Source organism: Pseudomonas sp. LAMO17WK12:I5 (assembly GCF_900215165.1).
In the GTDB taxonomy this organism is placed as follows: Bacteria; Pseudomonadota; Gammaproteobacteria; order Pseudomonadales; family Pseudomonadaceae; genus Aquipseudomonas; species Aquipseudomonas putida_A.
Map to the genome: position 1 here is coordinate 272,978 of NZ_OBDS01000004.1, position 21,262 is coordinate 294,239.

The following is a 21,262-nucleotide window of genomic DNA, read 5'->3' on the forward strand; positions in this document are numbered from 1 at the left end:
CCATACCAGCGTGCCAAGGCGCGGATCGTCCACAAGACGAGAAACGACGGATAACGGAATGCTCCGGAGCGACTGGTAGTTAATAACAATGTTCAAAAGGAGCATTTTAATGACTGCGCTGAACCTGATTCCCGGCCAACTGAGCCTGGCCCAACTGCGTGATGTCTATCAGCAACCGGTCAAGCTGACCCTCGACCACAGTGCTGCGGCGCAGATCGAGGCCAGCGTCGCCTGCGTCGAGCAGATCCTCGCCGAGAACCGCACCGCCTACGGCATCAACACCGGCTTCGGCCTGCTGGCGTCGACCCGCATCGCCAGCGAAGACCTGGAAAACCTGCAGCGTTCGCTGGTGTTGTCGCACGCCGCCGGTGTCGGCCAGCCGATCAGCGATGAGCTGGTGCGCTTGATCATGGTGCTCAAGGTCAACAGCCTCAGCCGTGGTTTTTCCGGCATCCGCCGCGTGGTGATCGACGCGCTGATCGCGCTGATCAACGCCGAGGTTTATCCGCATATTCCGCTCAAGGGTTCGGTGGGTGCATCCGGTGACCTCGCGCCATTGGCGCACATGTCGCTGGTGCTGCTGGGCGAAGGCAAGGCGCGCTACAAGGGCGAGTGGATGGAAGCCACCGAAGCGCTGAAAGTCGCCGGTCTGACCCCGCTGACCCTGGCGGCGAAAGAAGGTCTGGCGCTGCTCAACGGTACTCAGGTGTCCACTGCATTTGCCCTGCGCGGTCTGTTTGAAGGTGAAGACCTGTTTGCCGGTGCGCTGGCAATCGGCGGTCTGACGGTTGAGGCGGTGCTCGGTTCGCGCTCGCCGTTCGACGCACGTATTCACGCCGCTCGTGGCCAGAAAGGCCAGATCGATGCTGCAGTCGCATATCGCGATCTGCTCGGCGAGCGCAGCGAAGTGTCCGATTCGCACCAGAACTGCGAGAAGGTTCAGGACCCGTACTCCTTGCGTTGCCAGCCACAAGTCATGGGCGCCTGCCTGACCCAGTTCCGTCAGGCCGCCGATGTGCTGGTGGTCGAAGCCAACGCGGTGTCCGACAACCCGTTGGTGTTCGCCGCTGAAGGCGATGTGATTTCCGGTGGCAACTTCCACGCCGAGCCGGTGGCCATGGCCGCCGACAACATGGCCTTGGCCATCGCTGAAATCGGCTCGCTGAGCGAACGCCGTATCTCGCTGATGATGGACAAGCACATGTCGCAACTGCCGCCGTTCCTGGTGGCCAATGGCGGGGTCAACTCCGGCTTCATGATCGCTCAGGTGACCGCCGCAGCACTGGCCAGCGAGAACAAGGCGCTGTCCCATCCGCATTCGGTCGACAGCCTGCCGACCTCGGCCAACCAGGAAGACCACGTGTCGATGGCTCCGGCCGCCGGCAAGCGCCTGTGGGAAATGGCCGAGAACACCCGCGGGATTCTCGCGGTGGAATGGCTGGCGGCGGTGCAGGGGCTGGATCTGCGTAACGGTCTGAAGACTTCGGCCAAGCTGGAGCAGGCGCGGGCGATTCTGCGCAAGGAAGTGCCGTTCTATGAGAAGGACCGCTTCTTTGCGCCGGACATCAATGCGGCGACTGAGCTGTTGGCTTCGCGCTGCCTGACTGAGCTGGTTCCGGCGAAATTGCTGCCTAGCCTGTAATGGCCTCTTCGCGAGCAGGCTCGCTCCCACAGGAGAATGCATTTCAACTGCGGGAGCGAGCCTGCTCGCGAAATCGATTTTGAATACTGTGGAGACTAAGGGATGAAAACCCTCTGGCAACACTGCCACGTCGCAACCATGGCGCAGGGCGTGTACTCGATCATCGAGGATGCGGCCATCGTGACGTCCGGTGCGCACATCGAGTGGATCGGTCCGCGCAATCTGCTGCCGTCCGGCGAATACCCGGCGGTCAACGATCTGCAAGGCGCGTGGGTGACCCCAGGCCTGATCGACTGCCACACCCACACGGTGTTCGGCGGCAACCGCAGCGGCGAATTCGAACAGCGTCTGCAAGGCGTCAGCTATGCCGAGATCGCGGCGCAGGGCGGCGGTATCGCCAGCACCGTGCGCGCCACCCGTGAAGCAACTGAAGACCAGCTGTTCGCCAGCGCTGCCAAGCGCCTGAAAAGCCTGATGCGCGACGGCGTGACCACGGTCGAGATAAAGTCCGGCTACGGTCTGGACCTGGCCAGCGAACGCAAGATCCTGCGGGTGATTCGTCGGCTCGCCGCTGAACTGCCGATCAGCGTGCGCAGTACCTGTCTGGCCGCCCACGCGCTGCCGCCGGAGTACAAGGATCGCGCTGACGACTACATCGAGCACATCTGCGCCGAGATGCTCCCGGCATTGGCCGCCGAAGGGCTGGTCGACGCCGTGGATGCGTTCTGCGAATACCTGGCGTTCTCGCCGGAGCAGGTCGAGCGGGTGTTCATCACCGCACAGAAACTCGGCCTGCCGGTGAAGCTGCATGCCGAGCAATTGTCATCGCTGCACGGCTCCAGTCTGGCGGCGCGGTATCACGCGTTGTCTGCCGACCATCTGGAGTTCATGGACGAAGACGACGCCATCGCCATGGCCAAATCCGACACCGTCGCCGTGCTGCTGCCGGGGGCGTTCTACTTCCTGCGCGAAACCCAGCTGCCGCCAATGGACGCCTTGCGCAAGCACAAGGTCAAGATCGCCATCGCCAGCGACCTCAACCCCGGTACCTCGCCGGCGCTGTCGTTGCGCCTGATGCTGAACATGGCCTGCACCTGCTTCCGCATGACTCCGGAAGAAGCCCTGGCCGGCGCGACCATCCATGCCGCACAAGCGCTGGGCATGGCTGATTCCCATGGTTCGCTGGAAGTCGGCAAGGTCGCGGATTTCGTCGCCTGGCACATTGATCGTCCGGCGGATCTGGCCTATTGGCTCGGTGGTGATCTGGACAAACGCGTCGTGCGTCACGGCGTCGAATCAAGGCTGTAGGAGAGCGGTTGTGGATAAGGTTCTGAGTTTCAAACAAGGTCGCGTACCGCTGCTGATCAGCATGCCGCATGCCGGCGTGCGCCTGACGCCAGCGGTCGAAGCCGGGCTGATCGCGGACGCGAAAAGCCTGCCGGACACCGACTGGCACATTCCGCAGCTCTATGACTTTGCCGAGGAACTGGGCGCCAGCATGTTGGCCGCCGAATACTCGCGGTTCGTCATCGACCTTAACCGTCCGTCCGATGACAAACCGTTGTATGCCGGCGCCACCACCGGGCTGTACCCGGCGACGCTGTTCGATGGCATTCCATTGTTCCGCGAAGGGCACGAGCCCTCGAAAGCAGAGCGCGCGACCTACCTGGAACAGGTCTGGACGCCGTATCACCGCACTCTGCAAGAGGAGCTGGCGCGGCTGAAGGCCGAGTTCGGCTATGCGCTGCTGTTCGACGCGCATTCGATCCGTTCGATCATCCCGCACCTGTTCGACGGCAAACTGCCGGATTTCAACCTTGGCACCTTCAACGGCGCCAGTTGCGATCCACAATTGGCGACGCAACTGGAAGCCATCTGCGCCCGTCACGATCATTACAGCCACGTGCTCAACGGACGCTTCAAGGGCGGCCACATCACCCGCCATTACGGCAACCCGGCCGAGAACATCCACGCCGTGCAACTGGAGTTGTGCCAGAGCACCTACATGGAAGAGTTCGTACCGTTCCGCTACCGCGCCGACCTGGCGGAGCCGACGCGAGTGGTGCTCAAGGAGTTGCTGCAGGGCCTGCTGGCCTGGGCAAAGTCGCACTACACCGTATAACCCCTGTGGGAACGAGCCTGCTCGCGAAGGCGTCCGTTCAGCCAGCATCTACGTTGAATGGCACACCGCATTCGCGAGCAGGCTCGCTCCCACAGGATGGTGGATAGCCTGCGAAGTTTACGGCTGACAAACGCTGACTGCTCTGGAGCATGCTCATTGACGTAAATCGGGTTTATGATGCCGAACGGCAGAATAATAGAAGTCCCCCCAGGGATGACCTCGACCCCTTACGGAGCACGCAATGCAGACATTGTTTCCGCAGATCAAACCCCACGCCCGGCACGATCTGGCTGTCGATGACACCCACACGCTGTATGTCGACGAAAGCGGCTCGCCGGAAGGCTTGCCGGTGGTGTTCATCCACGGCGGCCCGGGTGCCGGTTGCGACGCGCAGAGCCGTCGCTATTTCGATCCGAACCTGTATCGCATTGTCACCTTCGACCAGCGCGGCTGCGGACGCTCCACCCCGCACGCCAGCCTGGAAAACAACACCACCTGGGATCTGGTCGCTGACCTTGAGCGTATCCGCAAGCACTTGGGCATTGATAAATGGGTGCTGTTCGGCGGTTCGTGGGGTTCGACCCTGGCGCTGGCCTACGCGCAAACCCACCCGGAGCGCGTACACGGTCTGATCCTGCGTGGGATCTTTCTCTGCCGTCCGCAGGAAATCGAGTGGTTCTATCAGGCCGGTGCCAGCCGTCTGTTTCCCGATTACTGGCAGGACTACATCGCGCCAATCCCGCTGGACGAGCGCGACGATCTGCTCAGCGCCTTTCACAAGCGCTTGGTCGGGAACGATCAGATCGCGCAGATGCACGCGGCCAAAGCCTGGTCGACGTGGGAAGGGCGCACCGCGACCCTGCGGCCGAACCCGCTGGTGGTCGACCGTTTCTCCGAGCCGCAGCGCGCCCTGTCGATCGCGCGAATCGAGTGTCACTACTTCACCAACAATGCGTTCCTTGAGCCGAATCAGTTGATCCGCGACATGGGCAAGATTGCCCATCTGCCAGGGGTGATCATTCACGGTCGCTACGACGTGATCTGCCCGCTGGACAACGCCTGGGAGCTGCATCAGGCCTGGCCGAACAGCGAGCTGCAGGTGATTCGTGACGCCGGTCACGCCGCCTCCGAACCGGGCATCACCGATGCGCTGGTGCGTGCCGCGAGCAACATGGCCCGTCGCTTGCTCGACCTGCCGCCCGAAGAAGCATGAAGGGGCTGTTACAGCGCGTGCGCGGTGCACGGGTCGAAGTCGCGGGAGAGACAGTCGGCGCGGTGGATCAGGGTTTGCTGGTGCTGGTGGCGATCGAACCCGACGATACCCGTACCAGCGCCGACAAACTTTTACATAAGCTGCTTAACTATCGGGTATTCAGTGACGCCGAGGGCAAGATGAATCTGTCCCTGGCGGATGTAGGTGGCGGGTTGCTGCTGGTCTCTCAGTTCACCCTCGCTGCCGACACCAAGAGCGGGTTGCGTCCGAGTTTCTCGACCGCGGCCCCTCCGGCATTGGGCGAGGAATTGTTCGACTATCTATTCAGCAAAGCGAAACAGATGCATGGCACTGTGGCATCAGGTAGATTCGGCGCGGATATGCAGGTGCACCTGGTCAACGATGGCCCGGTAACCTTCCTGTTACAGACATGAAAGCGCTTGAAACAGCTTTTCAAGGGCTTTTCGACTGAAAACAGGCGTTTTTCGCGATAAATACTTTGTTACCCCTGATGCGTTGTCACGCGGGCTACTAGATAATCGCGCGCTATGGGGATCAGCGTTCGCTGTTCCATTTTTGACTTAGGTAGAGACTTGTCTGGATCCGATTGGGGAATCATTTTGCCCCAGCGGAGTCGGAACAATGCTCGCCAACCTGGCATATAGATAGCTGGCCGTTGGTTTTTTGATCTGTTTTCGGCGAGGGTTGCTCGTGATTGTTAGTCCCTGTAATGCAGCAAAAATGTCTGCCAAACGCATGCGAAGTGCCCTGGTAGCCGGCTCGGCGCTCCTGTGCCTGCTCAGCGCCGGCCAGCTTTGGGCGTTCAATCTTGACGATGTATCAGCCAAGGCTAAAGAGCTGGCCGGGCAGAAGTTCGAAGCCCCGCGCAGCAACCTGCCGAACGAATTCCGTGACATGAAGTTCGCGGATTATCAGAAAATCCGCTTCCTCACCGAAAAGGCTGAGTGGGCCGATCAGAAGACACCGTTCAAGCTGTCCTTCTATCACCAGGGCATGCACTTCGATACGCCGGTGAAAATCAACGAAATCACGGCGAACACCGTCGAAGAGATCAAATACGATCCGACCCGCTTCGATTTCGGCGACCTCAAGTTCGATCCGAAAGCCACTGAGCAACTGGGCTACGCCGGTTTCCGTGTGCTGTACCCGATCAACAAGGCCGACAAACAAGACGAAATCATGACCATGCTCGGCGCGAGCTACTTCCGCGTCGTCGGCAAGGGTCACACTTACGGTCTGTCGGCCCGTGGTCTGGCGATCGACACCGCACTGCCGTCGGGCGAAGAATTCCCGCGTTTCCGCGAGTTCTGGATTCAGCAGCCGAAGCCGGGCGACAAGCATTTGGTGATCTTCGCCCTGCTTGATTCGCCGCGCGCCACCGGTGCCTATCGCCTGATCCTGCGTCCGGGCAGCGACACCATTGTCGACGTCAAGGCGCAGATGTTCCTGCGTGACAAGGTCGGCAAACTAGGCATCGCGCCGTTGACCAGCATGTTCCTGTTCGGCGCCAACCAGCCGTCGAAAGTCCTCAACTACCGTCGTGAGCTGCACGACTCCAGCGGTCTGTCGATCCATGCCGGCAACGGCGAGTGGATCTGGCGTCCGCTGAACAACCCGAAACACCTGGCCGTAAGCAACTTCAGCGTCGAGAACCCGCGTGGTTTCGGTCTGCTGCAGCGTGGCCGCGACTTCAGCCACTACGAAGACCTCGACGATCGCTACGACAAGCGCCCAAGCGCCTGGATCGAGCCGAAGGGCGAGTGGGGCAAGGGTACCGTTGATCTGGTAGAGATTCCGACCGCCGATGAAACCAACGACAACATCGTTGCGTTCTGGAGCCCGGAAACCATGCCGGAGCCAGGCAAGCCGCTGGACTTCGCCTACCGCCTGCACTGGACCATGGACGAAGCGGCGATTCACGCCCCCGACAGCGCCTGGGTCAAGCAGACCCTGCGTTCGACCGGTGACGTCAAGCAGTCGAACCTGATCCGTCAACCGGATGGCAGCGTCGCCTACCTGGTCGACTTCGAAGGTCCATCGTTGGCGGCTCTGGCCCCGGATGCCGACGTGCGCAGTCAGGTCAGCGTTGGCGATAACGCCGAACTGGTCGAGAACAGCGTGCGTTACAACCCGGAAACCAAGGGCTGGCGCCTGACCCTGCGCATGAAGATCAAGGACGCGAGCAAGTCCACCGAGATGCGGGCCGCCCTGGTACAGCCAGTGGTCACCGCTGATCTGGCCAAGTCTTCGGTACCGGCGTCGAACTCGTCGGTGGCCAAGGCGGACAAGGTCGCGGCCAAGCAACAAGAGAAAGACGAGAAGGAAGCCAAGGCAGCCGAGGCCAAACAGGCCGACGCCAAGCCAGCCGCAGATGCCAAGGACAAGGCCAACAAAGACGCCAAGCAGCCAGCGGCTGCGAACGCGGCCCCAGCCACACCGGAATCGGCACCGACTGAAGAAGTCCTGACCGAGACCTGGAGCTATCAGTTGCCTGCCGATGAGTAACTCTCAAGTACAGCCAGAGACTCTGTCCGAGTATCTGGCGCATCTGCCGATGACCGACGAGCAGCGCGCGGAACTCGCGGGCTGCCAGTCCTTCAGCGAACTGCACCAGCGTCTGTCGTCGCCGACGTTCGACGCGCCTGCCGAAGCCGCCCAGGCTTCGGTGGGCAAGCGCCTGACCCTGAGCACCGCCGAGGAGCTGGAAGAGGCGGAAATGCTGGTGCTCGACGCCAGCGGTCGGGTCAGCATGAAGGCGACTCCGCCGATCCGTCGGACCAAAGTCGTGCCGGAGCCTTGGCGCACCAATATTCTGGTGCGTGGCTGGCGCCGCCTGACCGGGCGCACCAACCCGCCGCAGCCGCCGAAGGACGAAAACGTCTTGCCGGCAGCGCGCTGGCGCACGGTTGGTTCGATTCGTCGTTACATTCTGTTGCTGCTGATGCTCGGTCAGACCATCGTTGCCGGCTGGTACATGAAAGGCATCATGCCGTACCAGGGCTGGTCGTTCGTCGATCTGGACGAAGTGCTGCACCAGCCGCTGCTGCAAACCGCCACGCAAGTTCTGCCGTATGCGCTGCAGACCAGCATCCTGATCCTGTTCGGGATTCTGTTCTGCTGGGTCTCGGCCGGTTTCTGGACGGCACTGATGGGCTTCCTCGAGTTGCTCACCGGTCACGATAAATACCGTATCTCCGGCAAAAGTGCCGGCAACGAGCCGATTCCGAAAGACGCTCGTACCGCGCTGGTGATGCCGATCTGCAACGAAGACGTGCCCCGGGTATTCGCCGGTCTGCGCGCCACCTTCGAGTCGGTCGCCGCTACCGGTGATCTGGATCGCTTCGACTTCTTCGTCCTCAGCGACAGTAACGACACCGATATCTGCGTCGCCGAGCAGCAAGCCTGGCTGGACGTCTGCCGTGAAGCCAAGGGCTTCGGCAAGATCTTCTATCGCCGCCGTCGCCGCCGTGTGAAACGCAAGAGCGGCAACCTCGACGACTTCTGCCGTCGCTGGGGTGGTGACTACAAGTACATGGTCGTGCTCGACGCCGACTCGGTGATGAGCGGCGAGTGCCTGACCAGTCTGGTGCGCCTGATGGAAGCCACGCCGGACGCCGGGATCATCCAGACCGCGCCGCGAGCGTCGGGCATGGACACCCTGTATGCGCGCATGCAGCAGTTCGCTACCCGCGTGTACGGTCCGCTGTTCACCGCCGGTCTGCACTTCTGGCAGTTGGGTGAATCCCACTACTGGGGTCACAACGCGATCATCCGCATGAAGCCGTTCATCGACCACTGCGCCCTGGCGCCGTTGCCGGGTAAAGGTGCGTTCTCCGGTGCAATCCTGTCTCACGACTTCGTTGAAGCTGCGCTGATGCGCCGTGCCGGCTGGGGCGTGTGGATTGCCTACGATCTGCCGGGCAGCTACGAAGAACTGCCGCCGAACCTGCTCGACGAGCTCAAGCGTGACCGTCGCTGGTGCCACGGCAACCTGATGAACTTCCGCCTGTTCCTGGTCAAAGGTATGCACCCGGTGCACCGCGCAGTGTTCCTCACCGGCGTGATGTCGTACCTGTCGGCGCCGTTGTGGTTCTTCTTCCTGGTGCTGTCGACCGCGCTGCTGGCGGTGAACACGCTGATGGAGCCGCAGTACTTCCTGGAACCGCGTCAGCTCTATCCGCTGTGGCCACAATGGCACCCGGACAAGGCGATCGCGCTGTTCTCGACCACCATCGTGCTGCTGTTCCTGCCGAAACTGCTGAGCATCATCCTGATCTGGGCCAAGGGCGCGAAAGAGTTCGGTGGCAAGTTCAAGGTGACCCTGTCGATGCTGCTGGAGATGTTGTTCTCCATGCTGCTGGCGCCGGTGCGGATGATTTTCCACACCCGTTTCGTGCTCGCCGCGTTCCTCGGCTGGGCCGCGACCTGGAACTCGCCGCAGCGTGACGACGACTCGACGCCATGGAGCGAGGCGGTCAAGCGCCACGGTCCGCAGACCCTGCTGGGCTTCTGCTGGGCACTGCTGGTGATCTGGCTGAACCCGAGCTTCCTCTGGTGGTTGGTGCCGATCGTCGGTTCGCTGATGCTGTCGATCCCGGTATCGGTGATTTCCAGCCGTGTCGGTCTGGGCCTCAAATCCCGTGACGAGAGCCTGTTCCTCATCCCCGAGGAATACAATCCGCCGCAGGCACTGCTGGCGACCGACCAGTACACCCACGAGAACCGTTGGCACGCGCTGAACGACGGCTTCATCCGCGCCGTGGTCGATCCGCAGCAGAACGCCCTGGCGTGCTCGCTGGCGACCTCGCGTCACGGTCAGGCCGAGCCGATCGAGTGGCTGCGTCAGGAGCGTGTACGTCACGCGATCAAGGTCGGCCCGGCCGGGCTGAACAACCATGATCGTTTGCAACTGCTGAGCGATCCGGTGGCCCTGGCCCGTCTGCACGAACTGGTCTGGGCCGAAGGCCACAACGAGTGGCTGGATGCCTGGCGCGCTTCGGTGAAAGCCGATCCGCATGCGCCGCTGCTGCCGCTCAAGCCTGTGAGTCTGCAGGCGCAACCGGCCTGATGAAGAAACCCCGCGAAAGCGGGGTTTTTTTTGTCCTGACGACAGCGGGCGCTGATCTGCAATCGATCAAAAAACCTTGTGCAAACGAACGAGTGCGTTAGCATCCGTCCCCGAATTGGCGCACCCGGACAATCTTGTCCATTTCTGTCGGTTTTCGCGCCACAAACGCATTGGTTTTGGGGACTTGAAGATGAAGAAGTATCTGTCGATGCTGCTGGTCGGCGTCACGGCACTGGTTGCAGTCAATGCGGCGCACGCCGGTGCAATCGATGACGCGGTCAAGCGCGGCACGTTGAAAGTCGGTATGGATCCGACCTACATGCCGTTCGAAATGACCAACAAGCGCGGCGAGATCATCGGCTTCGAAGTCGACATCCTCAAAGCCATGTCCAAGGCCATGGGAGTCAAGCTGGAGCTGGTGTCCACCGGTTACGACGGGATCATCCCGGCCCTGATGACCGACAAGTTCGACATGATCGGCAGCGGCATGACCCTGACTCAGGAGCGCAACCTGCGCCTGAACTTCAGCGAACCGTTCATCGTGGTCGGCCAGACCCTGCTGATCCGCAAGGAGCTGGAAGGCACCATCAAGTCCTATAAAGACCTGAACACCGCCGACTATCGCATCACCTCCAAGCTCGGCACCACCGGTGAAATGGTTGCCAAGAAGCTGATCGCCAAGGCCAAGTACCACGGCTACGACAACGAGCAGGAAGCCGTGCTCGACGTGGTCAACGGCAAGGCCGACGCCTTCATCTACGACGCTCCGTACAACGTGGTCGCGGTGAACAAGGTCGGCGCCGGCAAACTGGTGTTCCTCGACAAGCCGTTCACCTACGAGCCGCTGGCCTTCGGTCTGAAGAAGGGTGATTACGACAGCATCAACTTCATCAACAACTTCCTGCACCAGATCCACGAAGACGGCACCTACGATCGCATCCATGACAAGTGGTTCAAGAGCACCGAGTGGCTCAAGGACATGGAATAACACTGGGTCAGTCAGACCGAGTCGCCCCATTCGCGAGCAGGCTCGCTCCCACATTGGAATGCATTCCCCTGTGGGAGCGAGCCTGCTCGCGAAGAGGCCCTCCATAGCAACAAAAATCCGGAACCTGCAATGAAACAGAAAAAAGCCCAATGGCCCTGGCACGTCCTGACCGTGCTGGTGCTGGTCGGCCTGGCGGGCGCGTTGTATTACGCCACGTCGCTGATGTCCTACGAATGGCGCTGGAACCGCGTGCCGCAGTACTTCGCCTATCAGGCCGAAGAATCCCAGCGTGCCACCGATATCTCCACCGTTACCGAGCTGGTACGCAAGGGCGGTAGCGCGCAGGTCACCCTGCGCAACGACGCCGGTGACGAGCAGCACCTGACCGTCGACGAAAACAGCCTGCAATTCGCTCAGGGCGACGATGTGGCGGAAGGCGACGTCGTGGGCGTGACCCGGCATTGGGCGGCAGGGCCGCTGTTGTGGGGCCTTTGGACGACGCTGTGGCTGTCGGTAGTGTCCGGCGTACTCGGTCTGCTGATCGGTCTGGTCACCGGGCTGTGCCGCCTGTCGAGCAACGCGACCCTGCGTGATCTGTCGAGCATTTACGTCGAACTGGTGCGCGGTACGCCGCTGCTGGTGCAGATCTTTATCTTCTACTTCTTCATCGGCACGGTGATGAACCTGTCCCGCGAGTTCGCCGGGATCGCCGCGCTGTCGCTGTTTACCGGCGCCTACGTGGCCGAGATTATCCGTTCCGGGGTGCAGTCGATTGCCCGTGGCCAGAACGAAGCGGCGCGTTCGCTCGGTCTGAGCGCGGGCCAGTCGATGCGCCACGTGGTACTGCCGCAAGCATTCAAACGCGTACTGCCGCCGCTGGCCGGGCAGTTCATCAGTCTGGTCAAGGACACCTCGCTGGTGTCGGTGATCGCCATCACCGAGCTGCTGAAAAGCGGCCGTGAAGTCATCACCACCTCGTTCTCGCCGTTCGAGATTCTGTTCTGCGTTGCCGGCCTGTATCTGTTGATTAACCTGCCGCTGTCGAAAATCGCCAGCCGGCTTGAGCGGAGGCTCGCGCAAAGTGATTGAAGTCCGCGAACTGGTAAAAGTTTTCGACACCCGTGGCCAGGTAGTCCGGGCTGTGGATAACGTCAGCACCACGGTGGCCAAGGGCGAAGTGCTGGTGGTGATCGGCCCGTCGGGTTCGGGCAAATCGACCTTCCTGCGCTGCCTCAATGGCCTGGAAGAATTCGACTCGGGCTCGGTGAGCATCGACGGTCTGCAACTGGCCGACCCGAAAACCGACGTCAACGCCTACCGCCGCGAAGTCGGCATGGTGTTCCAGCACTTCAACCTGTTCCCGCACATGACCGTGCTGGAAAACCTCTGCCTGGCACAGAAAGTGGTGCGCAAGCGTGGGCAGAAGGAAAGCGAGGCCAAGGCCCTGGCGTTGCTGGAAAAGGTCGGTATTGCGCAGAAGGCCCGGGAATATCCGTCACGCCTGTCCGGCGGTCAGCAACAGCGCGTGGCGATTGCCCGGGCGCTGGCGATGGACCCGAAAGTGATGCTGTTCGACGAACCGACTTCGGCCCTCGACCCGGAAATGGTCGGTGAAGTGCTGGATGTGATGAAGAATCTGGCCGTGGAAGGCATGACCATGGTCTGCGTCACCCACGAAATGGGTTTCGCCCGGGAAGTGGCGGATCGGGTGCTGTTCTTCGATCACGGCAAACTGCTGGAAGATGCCTCCCCAGCGGAGTTTTTTGATGCGCCGAAGGATCCGCGGGCACAGGCCTTTCTGCGTCAGGTCTTGTAATTTCAGCGTCTCTCAGGACGCCTTCGCGAGCAGGCTCGCTCCCACAGTTGACCAAGCGGACGCGGTCCAATGTGGGAGCGGGCTTGCTCGCGAATGCATCACCTCGGTTCAGAGCGAACCGAGGTTTTCGGATCACCTCAAACCTTGAACCGCCCCACCAGCATCTGCAGATGCGTCCCCAGCCGCGCCAGCTCAACACTCGACGCCGCCGTCTCTTCACTCGCCGCCGAGGTCTGATCCGACACATCCCGCACATTCAGCACGCTACGGTTGATCTCCTCGGCCACGGCACTCTGCTGCTCGGCTGCCGCTGCAATCTGCTGGTTCATCGCCTGAATCGCCGAGACGGTGCGGGTGATGCTTTCCAGTGAGCCACCGGCGCGGCGGGTCAGTTCGACGCTGCTGTCGGTCAGGCTGCGGCTGTTGTCCATGATTGTTGCCACTTGCTGGGTGCCGTTCTGCAGGCCGACGATCAGCTCTTCGATCTCTTCGGTGGACTTCTGCGTGCGCTGGGCGAGGCTGCGCACTTCATCGGCAACCACCGCAAAACCACGACCGGCTTCACCGGCACGCGCCGCTTCGATCGCGGCGTTGAGCGCCAGCAGGTTGGTTTGCTGGGCCACCGACTTGATCACGTCGAGCACGCTGCCGATCTTGTCGCTCTCGCGCTTGAGTTCGCCCATGGCCTCGGTGGAATGGCCGACCTCGACGGCCAGACGCTCGATCTGCGCGATGGCTTCACCGACCACCTTGTCGCCTTCGCGGGCCTGCTGGTCGGCGGCCACGGCGGCTTCGGAAGCCTCCTCGGCGTTGCGCGCGACTTCCTGCACGGTGGCGGCCATTTCGTTCATGGCGGTGGCGACCTGGTCGGTCTCGATTTTCTGATTGTTGACCCCGGCGCTGGTCTGCTCGGTGACCGCCGACAGCTCTTCAGCGGCGCTGGCGATCTGCGTGACGCCGTCGCTGATGCCACCGATCAACTCGCGCAGGCCTTGGGTCATGCTCTGCATCGAGCGCTGCAACTGGCCGAGTTCGTCGCGACGCTGCGACACCAGGTTGTGGGTCAAGTCGCCGGCAGCCACACGTTCGGCGACCTTCAGGGTCTGATTCAGCGGAATGATGATCTGCCGGGTGATCGCCCACGCGGCCAGCAAACCGAAGGCCACGGCCAGCAGGGTGGCGATGATCAGCATGTTCTTGGCGTGCGCGGCATCGGTATCGCGCACCACGGTTTGTGATTCGGTGAGCTTCTTGCTGAGGTCGAGGAGGATGTCGCCCTGCGCCGTCATGGTTGCCCCGGCCTTGGCATTGTTCACCTGCGAGTCGCGGAACTGAGCGACCGCCGCGCGATAAGCCTTGATCGAGTCGGTGGCCTGTTGCAGGTTGGCGATGTGCTGTTCGGGCAGTTTCGCCGGCAGGCTGTCGAGGTTTTTCAGTGCATTGTCGATGGCGTCCAGCGCGGGCTGCTCCGCCTCGGCCTTGCCGCTGTAGGTATAGCCGCGCACCTGATAGCGCGCTTGCTGCAACAGTTTGCTCAGTTCGATCACGCTGTTGAATTGCGCGACGCTGTCACCCTGCAGCATGGATTTCTCGACTTCCGAGACTTTGGCCACGGCATTGTCGGCACTGGCGCCGAGCTTGCTGCGCGCATCCTCACGCTGCACGGTGGCCTGTGTCATGTCGGCGAAGGCACGTTTGTACTCGGCGACAGCGGCCAGTTGCTGATCGACCATGGCCGCATCTGAGGGCTGCTCGATCAGGTCACGCGCGGTTTGCAAGCCGCTGGCGAGTTTGGCCAGCAACTCGTTGACCGCGCCCGGGCCTTGTTCGCCACGACGCGCTTCATAGTCCAGACGCGCCAGGCGCAGGTCCTTGGTCAGTTCATTGAGGCTGGAGATGAAGCCGAGCTTGTCGCCACGGCTGATAATGCCGCCCATGCCGGTCCAGCCGGTAAAGGTAATCAGCAGGGTGAGCAACAGCACCAGGCCGAAACCGATACCCAGCTTGCGTTTGACGCTGACGTTCCCAAGATTCTCGGCTAACCAACGGTACATGCGACGACTCCCCTCGGACCACTAATTGGACTTATGGGGACTGTATCGGCGGGGTGGTGGCAATCTGTAACCCGATTTGAATGCCAACCCCGGATTCCTGTAGGAGCTGACGAGTGCAACGAGGCTGCGATCTTTTGATCTTGCTGTTAAAAAACAAAATCAAAAGATCGCAGCCTGCGGCAGCTCCTACAGGGGGAGCGGTGTGTCAGAACAGGCGGGCGAGCAGGGCGGTGACGGCGGTTTCGACGCGCAGGATGCGCTCGCCCAGTTGCACCGGTTGCAGGCCGGATTTGCCCAGCAGGTCGATTTCGTAGGGAATCCAGCCACCTTCGGGGCCGATCGCCAGGGTCACCGGTTCGCTCAACGCACGTGGGCACGGCGGGTAATTGCCGGGATGGCCGACCAGGCCGAGGGTGCCTTCGCTGATCGCTGGCAGACGATCTTCGACGAACGGTTTGAAGCGCTTCTCGATGATGACTTCCGGCAGCACGGTATCGCGGGCCTGTTCGAGGCCGAGAATCAGATTCTCGCGAATCGCTTCCGGCTCGAGAAACGGCGTCTGCCAGAAGCTCTTCTCGACCCGGTAGCTGTTGAGCAGAATCACCTTCGACACGCCCATGGTCGCCACGGTCTGGAACACCCGTCGCAGCATTTTCGGGCGGGGCAGGGCCAATACCAGCGTCAATGGCAGCTTGGCCGGTGGTGATTGATCGAGGGTGACACGCAACTCGGCTTCACCGGCCTCAAGGCGCAGCAGCTCAGCCGAGCCCATCAAGCCATTGATCCGTCCCACGCGCAGGCTGTCACCGACTTCCGAGTGGTGCACTTCCTGCATGTGGGTCAGGCGCCGGTCACGCAGCACGACGCGGTCGGCCGCGATGAAGTCGGCCTCTTCGAGCAACAGCAGGTTCATGCCTGGGTCGCTGGCGGCTGGTCGTTGTGATCGTCGGCCGGTGTTTCGTCCGGGCGTTCGCGCTTGCTGATCAGGCCGCCGAACAGAATGCCGATTTCAAACAGCATCCACATCGGTACCGCCAGCAGGGTCTGCGAGAAGATGTCCGGCGGGGTGAGGATCATGCCGACCACGAAGCAGCCGATGATCACGTACGGGCGGATCTTCTTCAGGTATTTGACGTCGACCACGCCGATCCACACCAGCAGCACCACGGCCACCGGAATTTCGAACGCGACGCCAAAGGCGAAGAACAGCGTCATCACGAAGTCGAGGTAACTGGTGATGTCGGTCATCATTTCCACGCCGGCCGGGGTGGCGGCGGCGAAAAACTTGAAGATCAGCGGGAACACGAAGTAATAGGCGAACGCCATGCCGGTGTAGAACAGCAGGATGCTGGACACCAGCAGCGGCACGGCGATGCGCTTCTCATGCTTGTACAGGCCCGGCGCGATGAAGCCCCAGATCTGATGCAGGATCACCGGAATCGCGAGGAACAGCGAGACCATCATCGTCAGCTTCAGTGGCGTCAGGAACGGCGACGACACATCCGTGGCGATCATCGTCGCGCCGACCGGCAGGTACTGGCGCAGCGGCGTCGAGACGAAGGTGTAGATCTGCTGGGTGAACGCGAACAACCCGGCGAAGATGATGAACACCGCCGCCACACAACGCAGCAGGCGGGTGCGCAACTCGGTGAGGTGCGATACCAGCGGCATGTGCTGGTCGTTTTCGGGGAGATCGCTCATGGGGCTCGCGGCGGCAGAGTGGTGTCGTGAGGAGCTGGCGCAATAGGCGCAGCCGCAGGTGCAACGGGTTCGACAGGCTTCATGATCGGCGCAGCTTCAGCGGCTGCGGCAGAGACGTGTTCGACGCTCGCCGGCTGCTCCGCAACGGGAGCCGCAGGCGTCTGCTCTGCCACTGGCTGCACGGGCGTAGGCTCCTGCTGAACCGGCGTGAAAATCTTCCGCGCCTCCTGCTCCAGCGACAGGATGTGCTCGTTGTGCAGTTGCCGACGGATCTCGTCGGCACCGATTTCACGTTCAACTTCCTGTTTGATCGCGTTGAAGCTGCGCTTCAGCCGGCCGACCCACAGGCCGGCGGTGCGCGCAGCGCCCGGCAGACGCTCGGGGCCCAGCACCAGCAGGGCGACGAGGCCGACGAGCAGCAGTTCAGAGAAGCTGATACCAAACATTAGTCAGTGCTCACACGTCTTTGCGGATCGGCTCTTCGACTTTCTGCGCCTGCACGTCGATGGTGTGCGGCGGGTTGGCCTGAGCGGTGGCTTGCGGCTGCACCGGTGGTACTGGCTGCGCAGGCGTCACGGTCGGATCGGCGGCCGGCTTTTCGTCATCGTTCATGGCTTTGCGAAAGCCCTTGATCGACTCGCCGACGTCGGTGCCGAGGTTTTTCAGTTTCTTGGTGCCGAACACCAGCACCACGACTACCAGAATGACGATCCAGTGTTTCCAGTCAAAAATGCCCATGTTGCTGTTCCTCTCTAAAAATTGTTCAGGCGGACGGACGCGAGGCTTTCTCGACGTGTCCGGACAGACCGAAGCGACGATCCAGTTCATCCAGCACGGCCTGCGGATGCTGCCCCAGTTGGGCAAGCATGACCATGCTGTGGAACCACAGGTCGGCAGTCTCGTAGATCACATCGCTGCAGTCACCGCTGATGGCGGCGTCCTTGGCGGCAATAATGGTTTCGACCGACTCTTCGCCGACTTTCTCCAGAATCTTGTTCAGGCCTTTGTGATACAGACTAGCTACATATGAGCTGTCGGCCGCTGCGCCTTTGCGCTCTTCGAGCACTTCGGCCAGGCGAGTCAAGGTGTCACTCATGTTTGTGTCCTGCGGAATAGATAGCGTGCGGGTCTTTCAGAACCGGGTCGACCGTTTTCCAGTCGCCGTTTTCGTAGACGCGGTAAAAGCAGCTTTGACGGCCGGTATGGCAAGCGATGTCGCCGATCTGTTCGACCATCAGGATGATCACGTCGGCATCACAGTCCAGGCGCATTTCATGCAGGGTCTGTACGTGGCCGGACTCTTCGCCCTTGCGCCACAGCTTGCCACGGGAACGTGACCAGTAGATTGCACGGTTTTCCGCAGCGGTCAGTTCCAGCGCTTCGCGGTTCATCCAGGCCATCATCAGCACGCGTCCGGTCTTGTGATCCTGGGCAATCGCCGGCACCAGGCCATCTGCGTCCCACTTGATCTCGTCCAGCCAGTTTTTCATCTTCGACTCCGACAGCGAACCCGTACTTCAATTGTCAGGTTCAGGCGTTGAAACAGTGTGCCAGCCGATCAGCGAACTGGCTATCGGCGAACGACCAGATACAAGCCGACTGCCACCATGATGCCCGCCGGCCAATGCCCCAGTTCGTGCAGCGGGCCACCCGCGGCGAGGATCGTGCCGCCGGCCAGATGCGCGCAACCGAGCAGGCGCAGGAACCAGTCGTCCTTGCGTTTGTGCCACGGTGGCGGCGGGTCGTAGGCGTGCGGTTGCGACATGCGTTCGAGCAGATCGCGAGCCATGTTGGCCAGGTGCGGCAGCTGTTCGAACTGGCTCTGCACGTTGCCGAGCAAGGCTTTCGGGCTGACGCGCTCGCGCATCCAGCGCTCGAGGAACGGCTGCGCGGTGTTCCACAGATCCAGATCCGGGTACAGCTGACGGCCAAGGCCTTCGATGTTCAGCAGGGTCTTTTGCAGCAGCACCAACTGCGGCTGCACTTCCATGTTGAAGCGCCGCGCGGTCTGGAACAGGCGCATCAGCACCTGGCCAAATGAAATATCTTTTAACGGTTTTTCGAAGATCGGCTCGCACACGGTGCGGATCGCTGCTTCGAATTCGTTGAGCTTGGTTTCCGCCGGCACCCAGCCCGAATCGATGTGCAATTGCGCCACGCGGCGGTAGTCACGCTTGAAGAAGGCGAACAGGTTGCGCGCCAGGTAGTCCTGGTCTTCCGGGGTCAGGCTGCCGACGATGCCGCAGTCGATCGCGATGTACTGCGGGCTCCACGGATTGACGGTGCTGACGAAGATGTTGCCCGGGTGCATGTCGGCGTGGAAGAAACTGTCGCGGAACACCTGGGTGAAAAAGATCTCCACGCCGCGCTCGGCGAGCATTTTCATGTCGGTGCGCTGGTCGGCGAGGGTCGCCAGATCCGTCACCTGAATCCCGTAGATGCGCTCCATCACCAGCACTTTCGGCCGGCACCAGTCCCAATAGACTTGCGGCACGTAGAGCAGCGGCGAGCCTTCGAAGTTGCGCTTCAACTGGCTGGCGTTAGCCGCCTCGCGCAGCAGGTCGAGTTCGTCGTAGATGGTTTTTTCGTAATCCTGCACCACGTCCACCGGGTGCAGCAGGCGGGCGTCGGCGGAGACTTTTTCAGCGGCGCGGGCGAGGATGAACAGCCACGCCAGATCCTGGGCAATCACCGGTTTCAGGCCCGGGCGGATCACCTTGACCACCACTTCTTCGCCGGTTTTCAGTTGCGCGGCATGCACCTGCGCCACCGAGGCCGAGGCCAGCGGTTCGACGTCGAAACGGCTGAACACTTCGCTGATCTTCTTGCCCAGCTGTTCTTCGATCAGCTTGATCGACAGTTGCGAATCGAACGGTGGCACGCGGTCCTGCAGCAGCATCAGCTCATCGGCGATGTCTTCCGGCAGCAGGTCGCGGCGGGTCGAGAGAATCTGCCCGAACTTGATGAAAATCGGCCCCAGATCCTGCAGCGCCAGACGCAGGCGCGCACCACGGCTCAGCTCCAACTGCTTGCGCGGCAACCAGCGCCACGGCAGCACATAGCGCAGCGCCAGGAGAAACCAGGGCAGCGGCAGCTCGAACAGCAGGTCATCGAGGCGGTAGCGGATCACGACGCGCTGGATGCGCAACAGACGGCGGACGGCAAGCAGCTTCATGCGTTATCGCTTGGGTCGAGGGATCGGGAAAGGCGCTCGAAACGCGCCTCGAGACGTTCCAGATCAAGTTTGATCCGGTCCAGTTCGCTGAATCGCGCTTCGGCTTCGCGCTGCCCGACGAGGGTGCGCGATTCTTCGGCGAGGTATTCGGCGAGGTTCTGGTTGAGGCTGGCAAATCCTTGTTGATACCAGCGTGCGCGGCTGCGCAGGTGACCGCCAATCAGTTGCGTGGCGACCGGGCCGAGCCAGCGCGAGAGTTCGTACTCCCAGTCCAGCTCGAGGTCCTGCAGCACGCCGGCCAGTTCCAGCAGCACGCCGCTGTCACCGTCGAGCTCGACTTCCGGGGCATGCAGCACCGCGGTCTTGTCTTTGCTCACGGCCAGTTTCACCAGGCTCGATGCCGGGGCGCGCAGCGTGCAGTCGACACCGGTTTCCCAGTGCGAGGCGAGCATCAGGCCCTCATCGCTGGGCAGGATGAACAGTTGCAGCGCCGGGCTGCGGCAATCGACGGCAATCACTTTGCCAGTCAGATGCGCCAGCCGCGGCAGCGCCGTGCTGTCGAGACGCAGCACCCGGTTCAGACCGAGTTCGACGCTGGCAAGCAGCCCGGTGAGCAACATCAGGGCTTGATGCCGCGGTGCAGGGCGACGATGCCTGCGGTCATGTTGTGATAGGTCACGCGGTCGAAACCGGCGTCGACCATCATCGACTTCAGGGTTTCCTGATTCGGGTGCATGCGGATCGATTCGGCCAGGTAGCGATAGCTTTCCGAGTCGTTGGTGATCAGCTTGCCCATCAGTGGCATGAAGGCGAACGAGTAGGCGTCGTAGGCTTTCGACATCAGCGCGTTGGTCGGCTTGGAGAACTCCAGCACCAGCAGGCGGCCGCCGGGCTTGAGCACGCGCAGCATCGAGCGCAGGGCGTCTTCTTTGTGCGTCACGTTGCGCAGGCCGAAGGCGATGGTCACGCAGTCGAAATGGTTGTCCGGGAACGGCAGTTTTTCCGCGTCCGCCTGAACGAATTCGACGTTGCCCGACACACCCAGATCCAGCAGACGGTCACGGCCGACCTTGAGCATCGATTCGTTGATGTCGGCCAATACCACCTGACCGGTCGGGCCAACCAGGTGCGAGAATTTTTTGGTCAGGTCACCGGTGCCGCCGGCGATGTCGAGCACGCGGTTGCCTGCACGCACACCGGACAGTTCGATCGCGAAACGCTTCCACAGACGGTGCATGCCGCCCGACAGAAGGTCGTTCATCAGGTCGTACTTCGCGGCTACGGAGTGGAACACCTCAGCGACTTTTTCCGCTTTCTGGCTTTCCGGAACGTTTTTGAAACCGAAGTGAGTGGTGGGTTCGGCATCGCTGCCTTTGCGCTGATCAGTCATATCGCTGTCACCAAAAGAGAATGCGCGACATTCTAATCCCCAAGCCATGCTTTGTCTTGGAATGGCTAAAGG

Annotated in this window: 20 protein-coding genes and 1 pseudogene; 10 read left to right on the top strand and 11 right to left on the bottom strand. The window is 61.6% G+C overall.

What is annotated here, in order from left to right; genetic code table 11:
* Nucleotides 1-109 precede the first annotated feature (109 nt).
* The 10 genes from hutH to CRO59_RS09075 all read left to right on the top strand — a co-directional run bounded on the left by hutH (nucleotide 110) and on the right by CRO59_RS09075 (nucleotide 12,870).
* Entirely contained in the window at nucleotides 110-1,642 is a 1,533-nt protein-coding gene (hutH, locus tag CRO59_RS09030) for a histidine ammonia-lyase (RefSeq protein ID WP_097086987.1), read from the top strand.
* Nucleotides 1,643-1,744: 102 nt separating this feature from the next.
* Nucleotides 1,745-2,950 carry an imidazolonepropionase gene (gene hutI / locus CRO59_RS09035; RefSeq protein WP_097086989.1) on the top strand — a complete coding sequence of 402 codons (1,206 nt, stop codon included), beginning with the start codon at nucleotides 1,745-1,747 and terminating at the stop codon, nucleotides 2,948-2,950.
* Nucleotides 2,951-2,960: 10 nt separating this feature from the next.
* On the top strand, nucleotides 2,961-3,764 hold the full coding sequence (gene hutG, locus CRO59_RS09040; RefSeq protein ID WP_097086991.1) for an N-formylglutamate deformylase: 804 nt from the start codon (nucleotides 2,961-2,963) through the stop codon (nucleotides 3,762-3,764).
* Between the two features lie 241 nt (nucleotides 3,765-4,005).
* Nucleotides 4,006-4,977 carry a prolyl aminopeptidase gene (gene pip / locus CRO59_RS09045; protein WP_003220824.1) on the top strand — a complete coding sequence of 324 codons (972 nt, stop codon included), beginning with the start codon at nucleotides 4,006-4,008 and terminating at the stop codon, nucleotides 4,975-4,977.
* The gene (gene dtd / locus CRO59_RS09050; RefSeq protein WP_097086993.1) at nucleotides 4,974-5,411 is read left to right on the top strand and encodes a D-aminoacyl-tRNA deacylase; all 438 of its coding nucleotides are present in this window, start codon (nucleotides 4,974-4,976) and stop codon (nucleotides 5,409-5,411) included. Before pip ends, dtd begins: the two co-directional genes overlap by 4 nt.
* 307 nt (nucleotides 5,412-5,718) lie before the next feature.
* Complete coding sequence (locus CRO59_RS09055; protein WP_167734086.1) at nucleotides 5,719-7,503, top strand: glucan biosynthesis protein G; 1,785 nt, start codon at nucleotides 5,719-5,721, stop codon at nucleotides 7,501-7,503.
* Entirely contained in the window at nucleotides 7,496-10,066 is a 2,571-nt protein-coding gene (gene mdoH / locus CRO59_RS09060) for a glucans biosynthesis glucosyltransferase MdoH (RefSeq protein ID WP_097086995.1), read from the top strand. The genes CRO59_RS09055 and mdoH overlap by 8 nt, the downstream gene beginning before the upstream one ends.
* Before the next feature lie 190 nt (nucleotides 10,067-10,256).
* A complete protein-coding gene (locus CRO59_RS09065) occupies nucleotides 10,257-11,054 on the top strand; it encodes a transporter substrate-binding domain-containing protein (protein ID WP_003220833.1) in 798 nt (265 codons plus the stop codon).
* Nucleotides 11,055-11,183: 129 nt separating this feature from the next.
* Nucleotides 11,184-12,143 carry an amino acid ABC transporter permease gene (locus CRO59_RS09070; protein ID WP_097086997.1) on the top strand — a complete coding sequence of 320 codons (960 nt, stop codon included), beginning with the start codon at nucleotides 11,184-11,186 and terminating at the stop codon, nucleotides 12,141-12,143.
* Nucleotides 12,136-12,870, top strand: coding sequence for an amino acid ABC transporter ATP-binding protein (locus CRO59_RS09075; protein WP_097086999.1), 735 nt, complete (start codon nucleotides 12,136-12,138; stop codon nucleotides 12,868-12,870). Before CRO59_RS09070 ends, CRO59_RS09075 begins: the two co-directional genes overlap by 8 nt.
* Before the next feature lie 137 nt (nucleotides 12,871-13,007).
* On the opposite strand, the gene CRO59_RS29230 is transcribed toward CRO59_RS09075, so the two are convergent.
* From CRO59_RS29230 to ubiE, 11 genes and pseudogenes are all read right to left on the bottom strand, one after another.
* Nucleotides 13,008-13,880: a methyl-accepting chemotaxis protein gene (locus CRO59_RS29230; RefSeq protein WP_371917811.1), complete on the bottom strand. Its 873-nt coding sequence runs from the start codon at nucleotides 13,878-13,880 to the stop codon at nucleotides 13,008-13,010.
* Nucleotides 13,863-14,924: pseudogene (locus tag CRO59_RS29235) on the bottom strand (methyl-accepting chemotaxis protein); the annotation flags it as partial. The pseudogene CRO59_RS29235 and the gene CRO59_RS29230, both read right to left, overlap by 18 nt.
* A 205-nt stretch (nucleotides 14,925-15,129) precedes the next feature.
* Entirely contained in the window at nucleotides 15,130-15,837 is a 708-nt protein-coding gene (locus tag CRO59_RS09085; RefSeq protein ID WP_097087002.1) for a 16S rRNA (uracil(1498)-N(3))-methyltransferase, read from the bottom strand.
* On the bottom strand, nucleotides 15,834-16,625 hold the full coding sequence (gene tatC / locus CRO59_RS09090) for a twin-arginine translocase subunit TatC (protein WP_027611295.1): 792 nt from the start codon (nucleotides 16,623-16,625) through the stop codon (nucleotides 15,834-15,836). Before tatC ends, CRO59_RS09085 begins: the two co-directional genes overlap by 4 nt.
* Nucleotides 16,622-17,071, bottom strand: a complete 450-nt coding sequence (gene tatB, locus CRO59_RS09095; RefSeq protein WP_097087004.1) for a Sec-independent protein translocase protein TatB — start codon at nucleotides 17,069-17,071, stop codon at nucleotides 16,622-16,624. Before tatB ends, tatC begins: the two co-directional genes overlap by 4 nt.
* Before the next feature lie 10 nt (nucleotides 17,072-17,081).
* Nucleotides 17,082-17,363, bottom strand: a complete 282-nt coding sequence (locus tag CRO59_RS09100; RefSeq protein WP_003220847.1) for a twin-arginine translocase TatA/TatE family subunit — start codon at nucleotides 17,361-17,363, stop codon at nucleotides 17,082-17,084.
* Nucleotides 17,364-17,388: 25 nt separating this feature from the next.
* Complete coding sequence (locus CRO59_RS09105; protein ID WP_007909355.1) at nucleotides 17,389-17,721, bottom strand: phosphoribosyl-ATP diphosphatase; 333 nt, start codon at nucleotides 17,719-17,721, stop codon at nucleotides 17,389-17,391.
* Nucleotides 17,714-18,115 (bottom strand): phosphoribosyl-AMP cyclohydrolase, encoded by a 402-nt coding sequence (gene hisI, locus CRO59_RS09110; protein WP_003220851.1) that lies wholly within the window; start codon nucleotides 18,113-18,115, stop codon nucleotides 17,714-17,716. Before hisI ends, CRO59_RS09105 begins: the two co-directional genes overlap by 8 nt.
* Nucleotides 18,116-18,195: 80 nt before the next feature.
* Nucleotides 18,196-19,800, bottom strand: coding sequence for a ubiquinone biosynthesis regulatory protein kinase UbiB (ubiB, locus tag CRO59_RS09115; RefSeq protein ID WP_097087007.1), 1,605 nt, complete (start codon nucleotides 19,798-19,800; stop codon nucleotides 18,196-18,198).
* Nucleotides 19,797-20,420, bottom strand: coding sequence for an SCP2 domain-containing protein (locus CRO59_RS09120; RefSeq protein ID WP_003220855.1), 624 nt, complete (start codon nucleotides 20,418-20,420; stop codon nucleotides 19,797-19,799). The genes ubiB and CRO59_RS09120 overlap by 4 nt, the downstream gene beginning before the upstream one ends.
* Nucleotides 20,420-21,190 (bottom strand): bifunctional demethylmenaquinone methyltransferase/2-methoxy-6-polyprenyl-1,4-benzoquinol methylase UbiE, encoded by a 771-nt coding sequence (gene ubiE / locus CRO59_RS09125; protein WP_007961779.1) that lies wholly within the window; start codon nucleotides 21,188-21,190, stop codon nucleotides 20,420-20,422. Before ubiE ends, CRO59_RS09120 begins: the two co-directional genes overlap by 1 nt.
* Nucleotides 21,191-21,262: the final 72 nt, after the last annotated feature.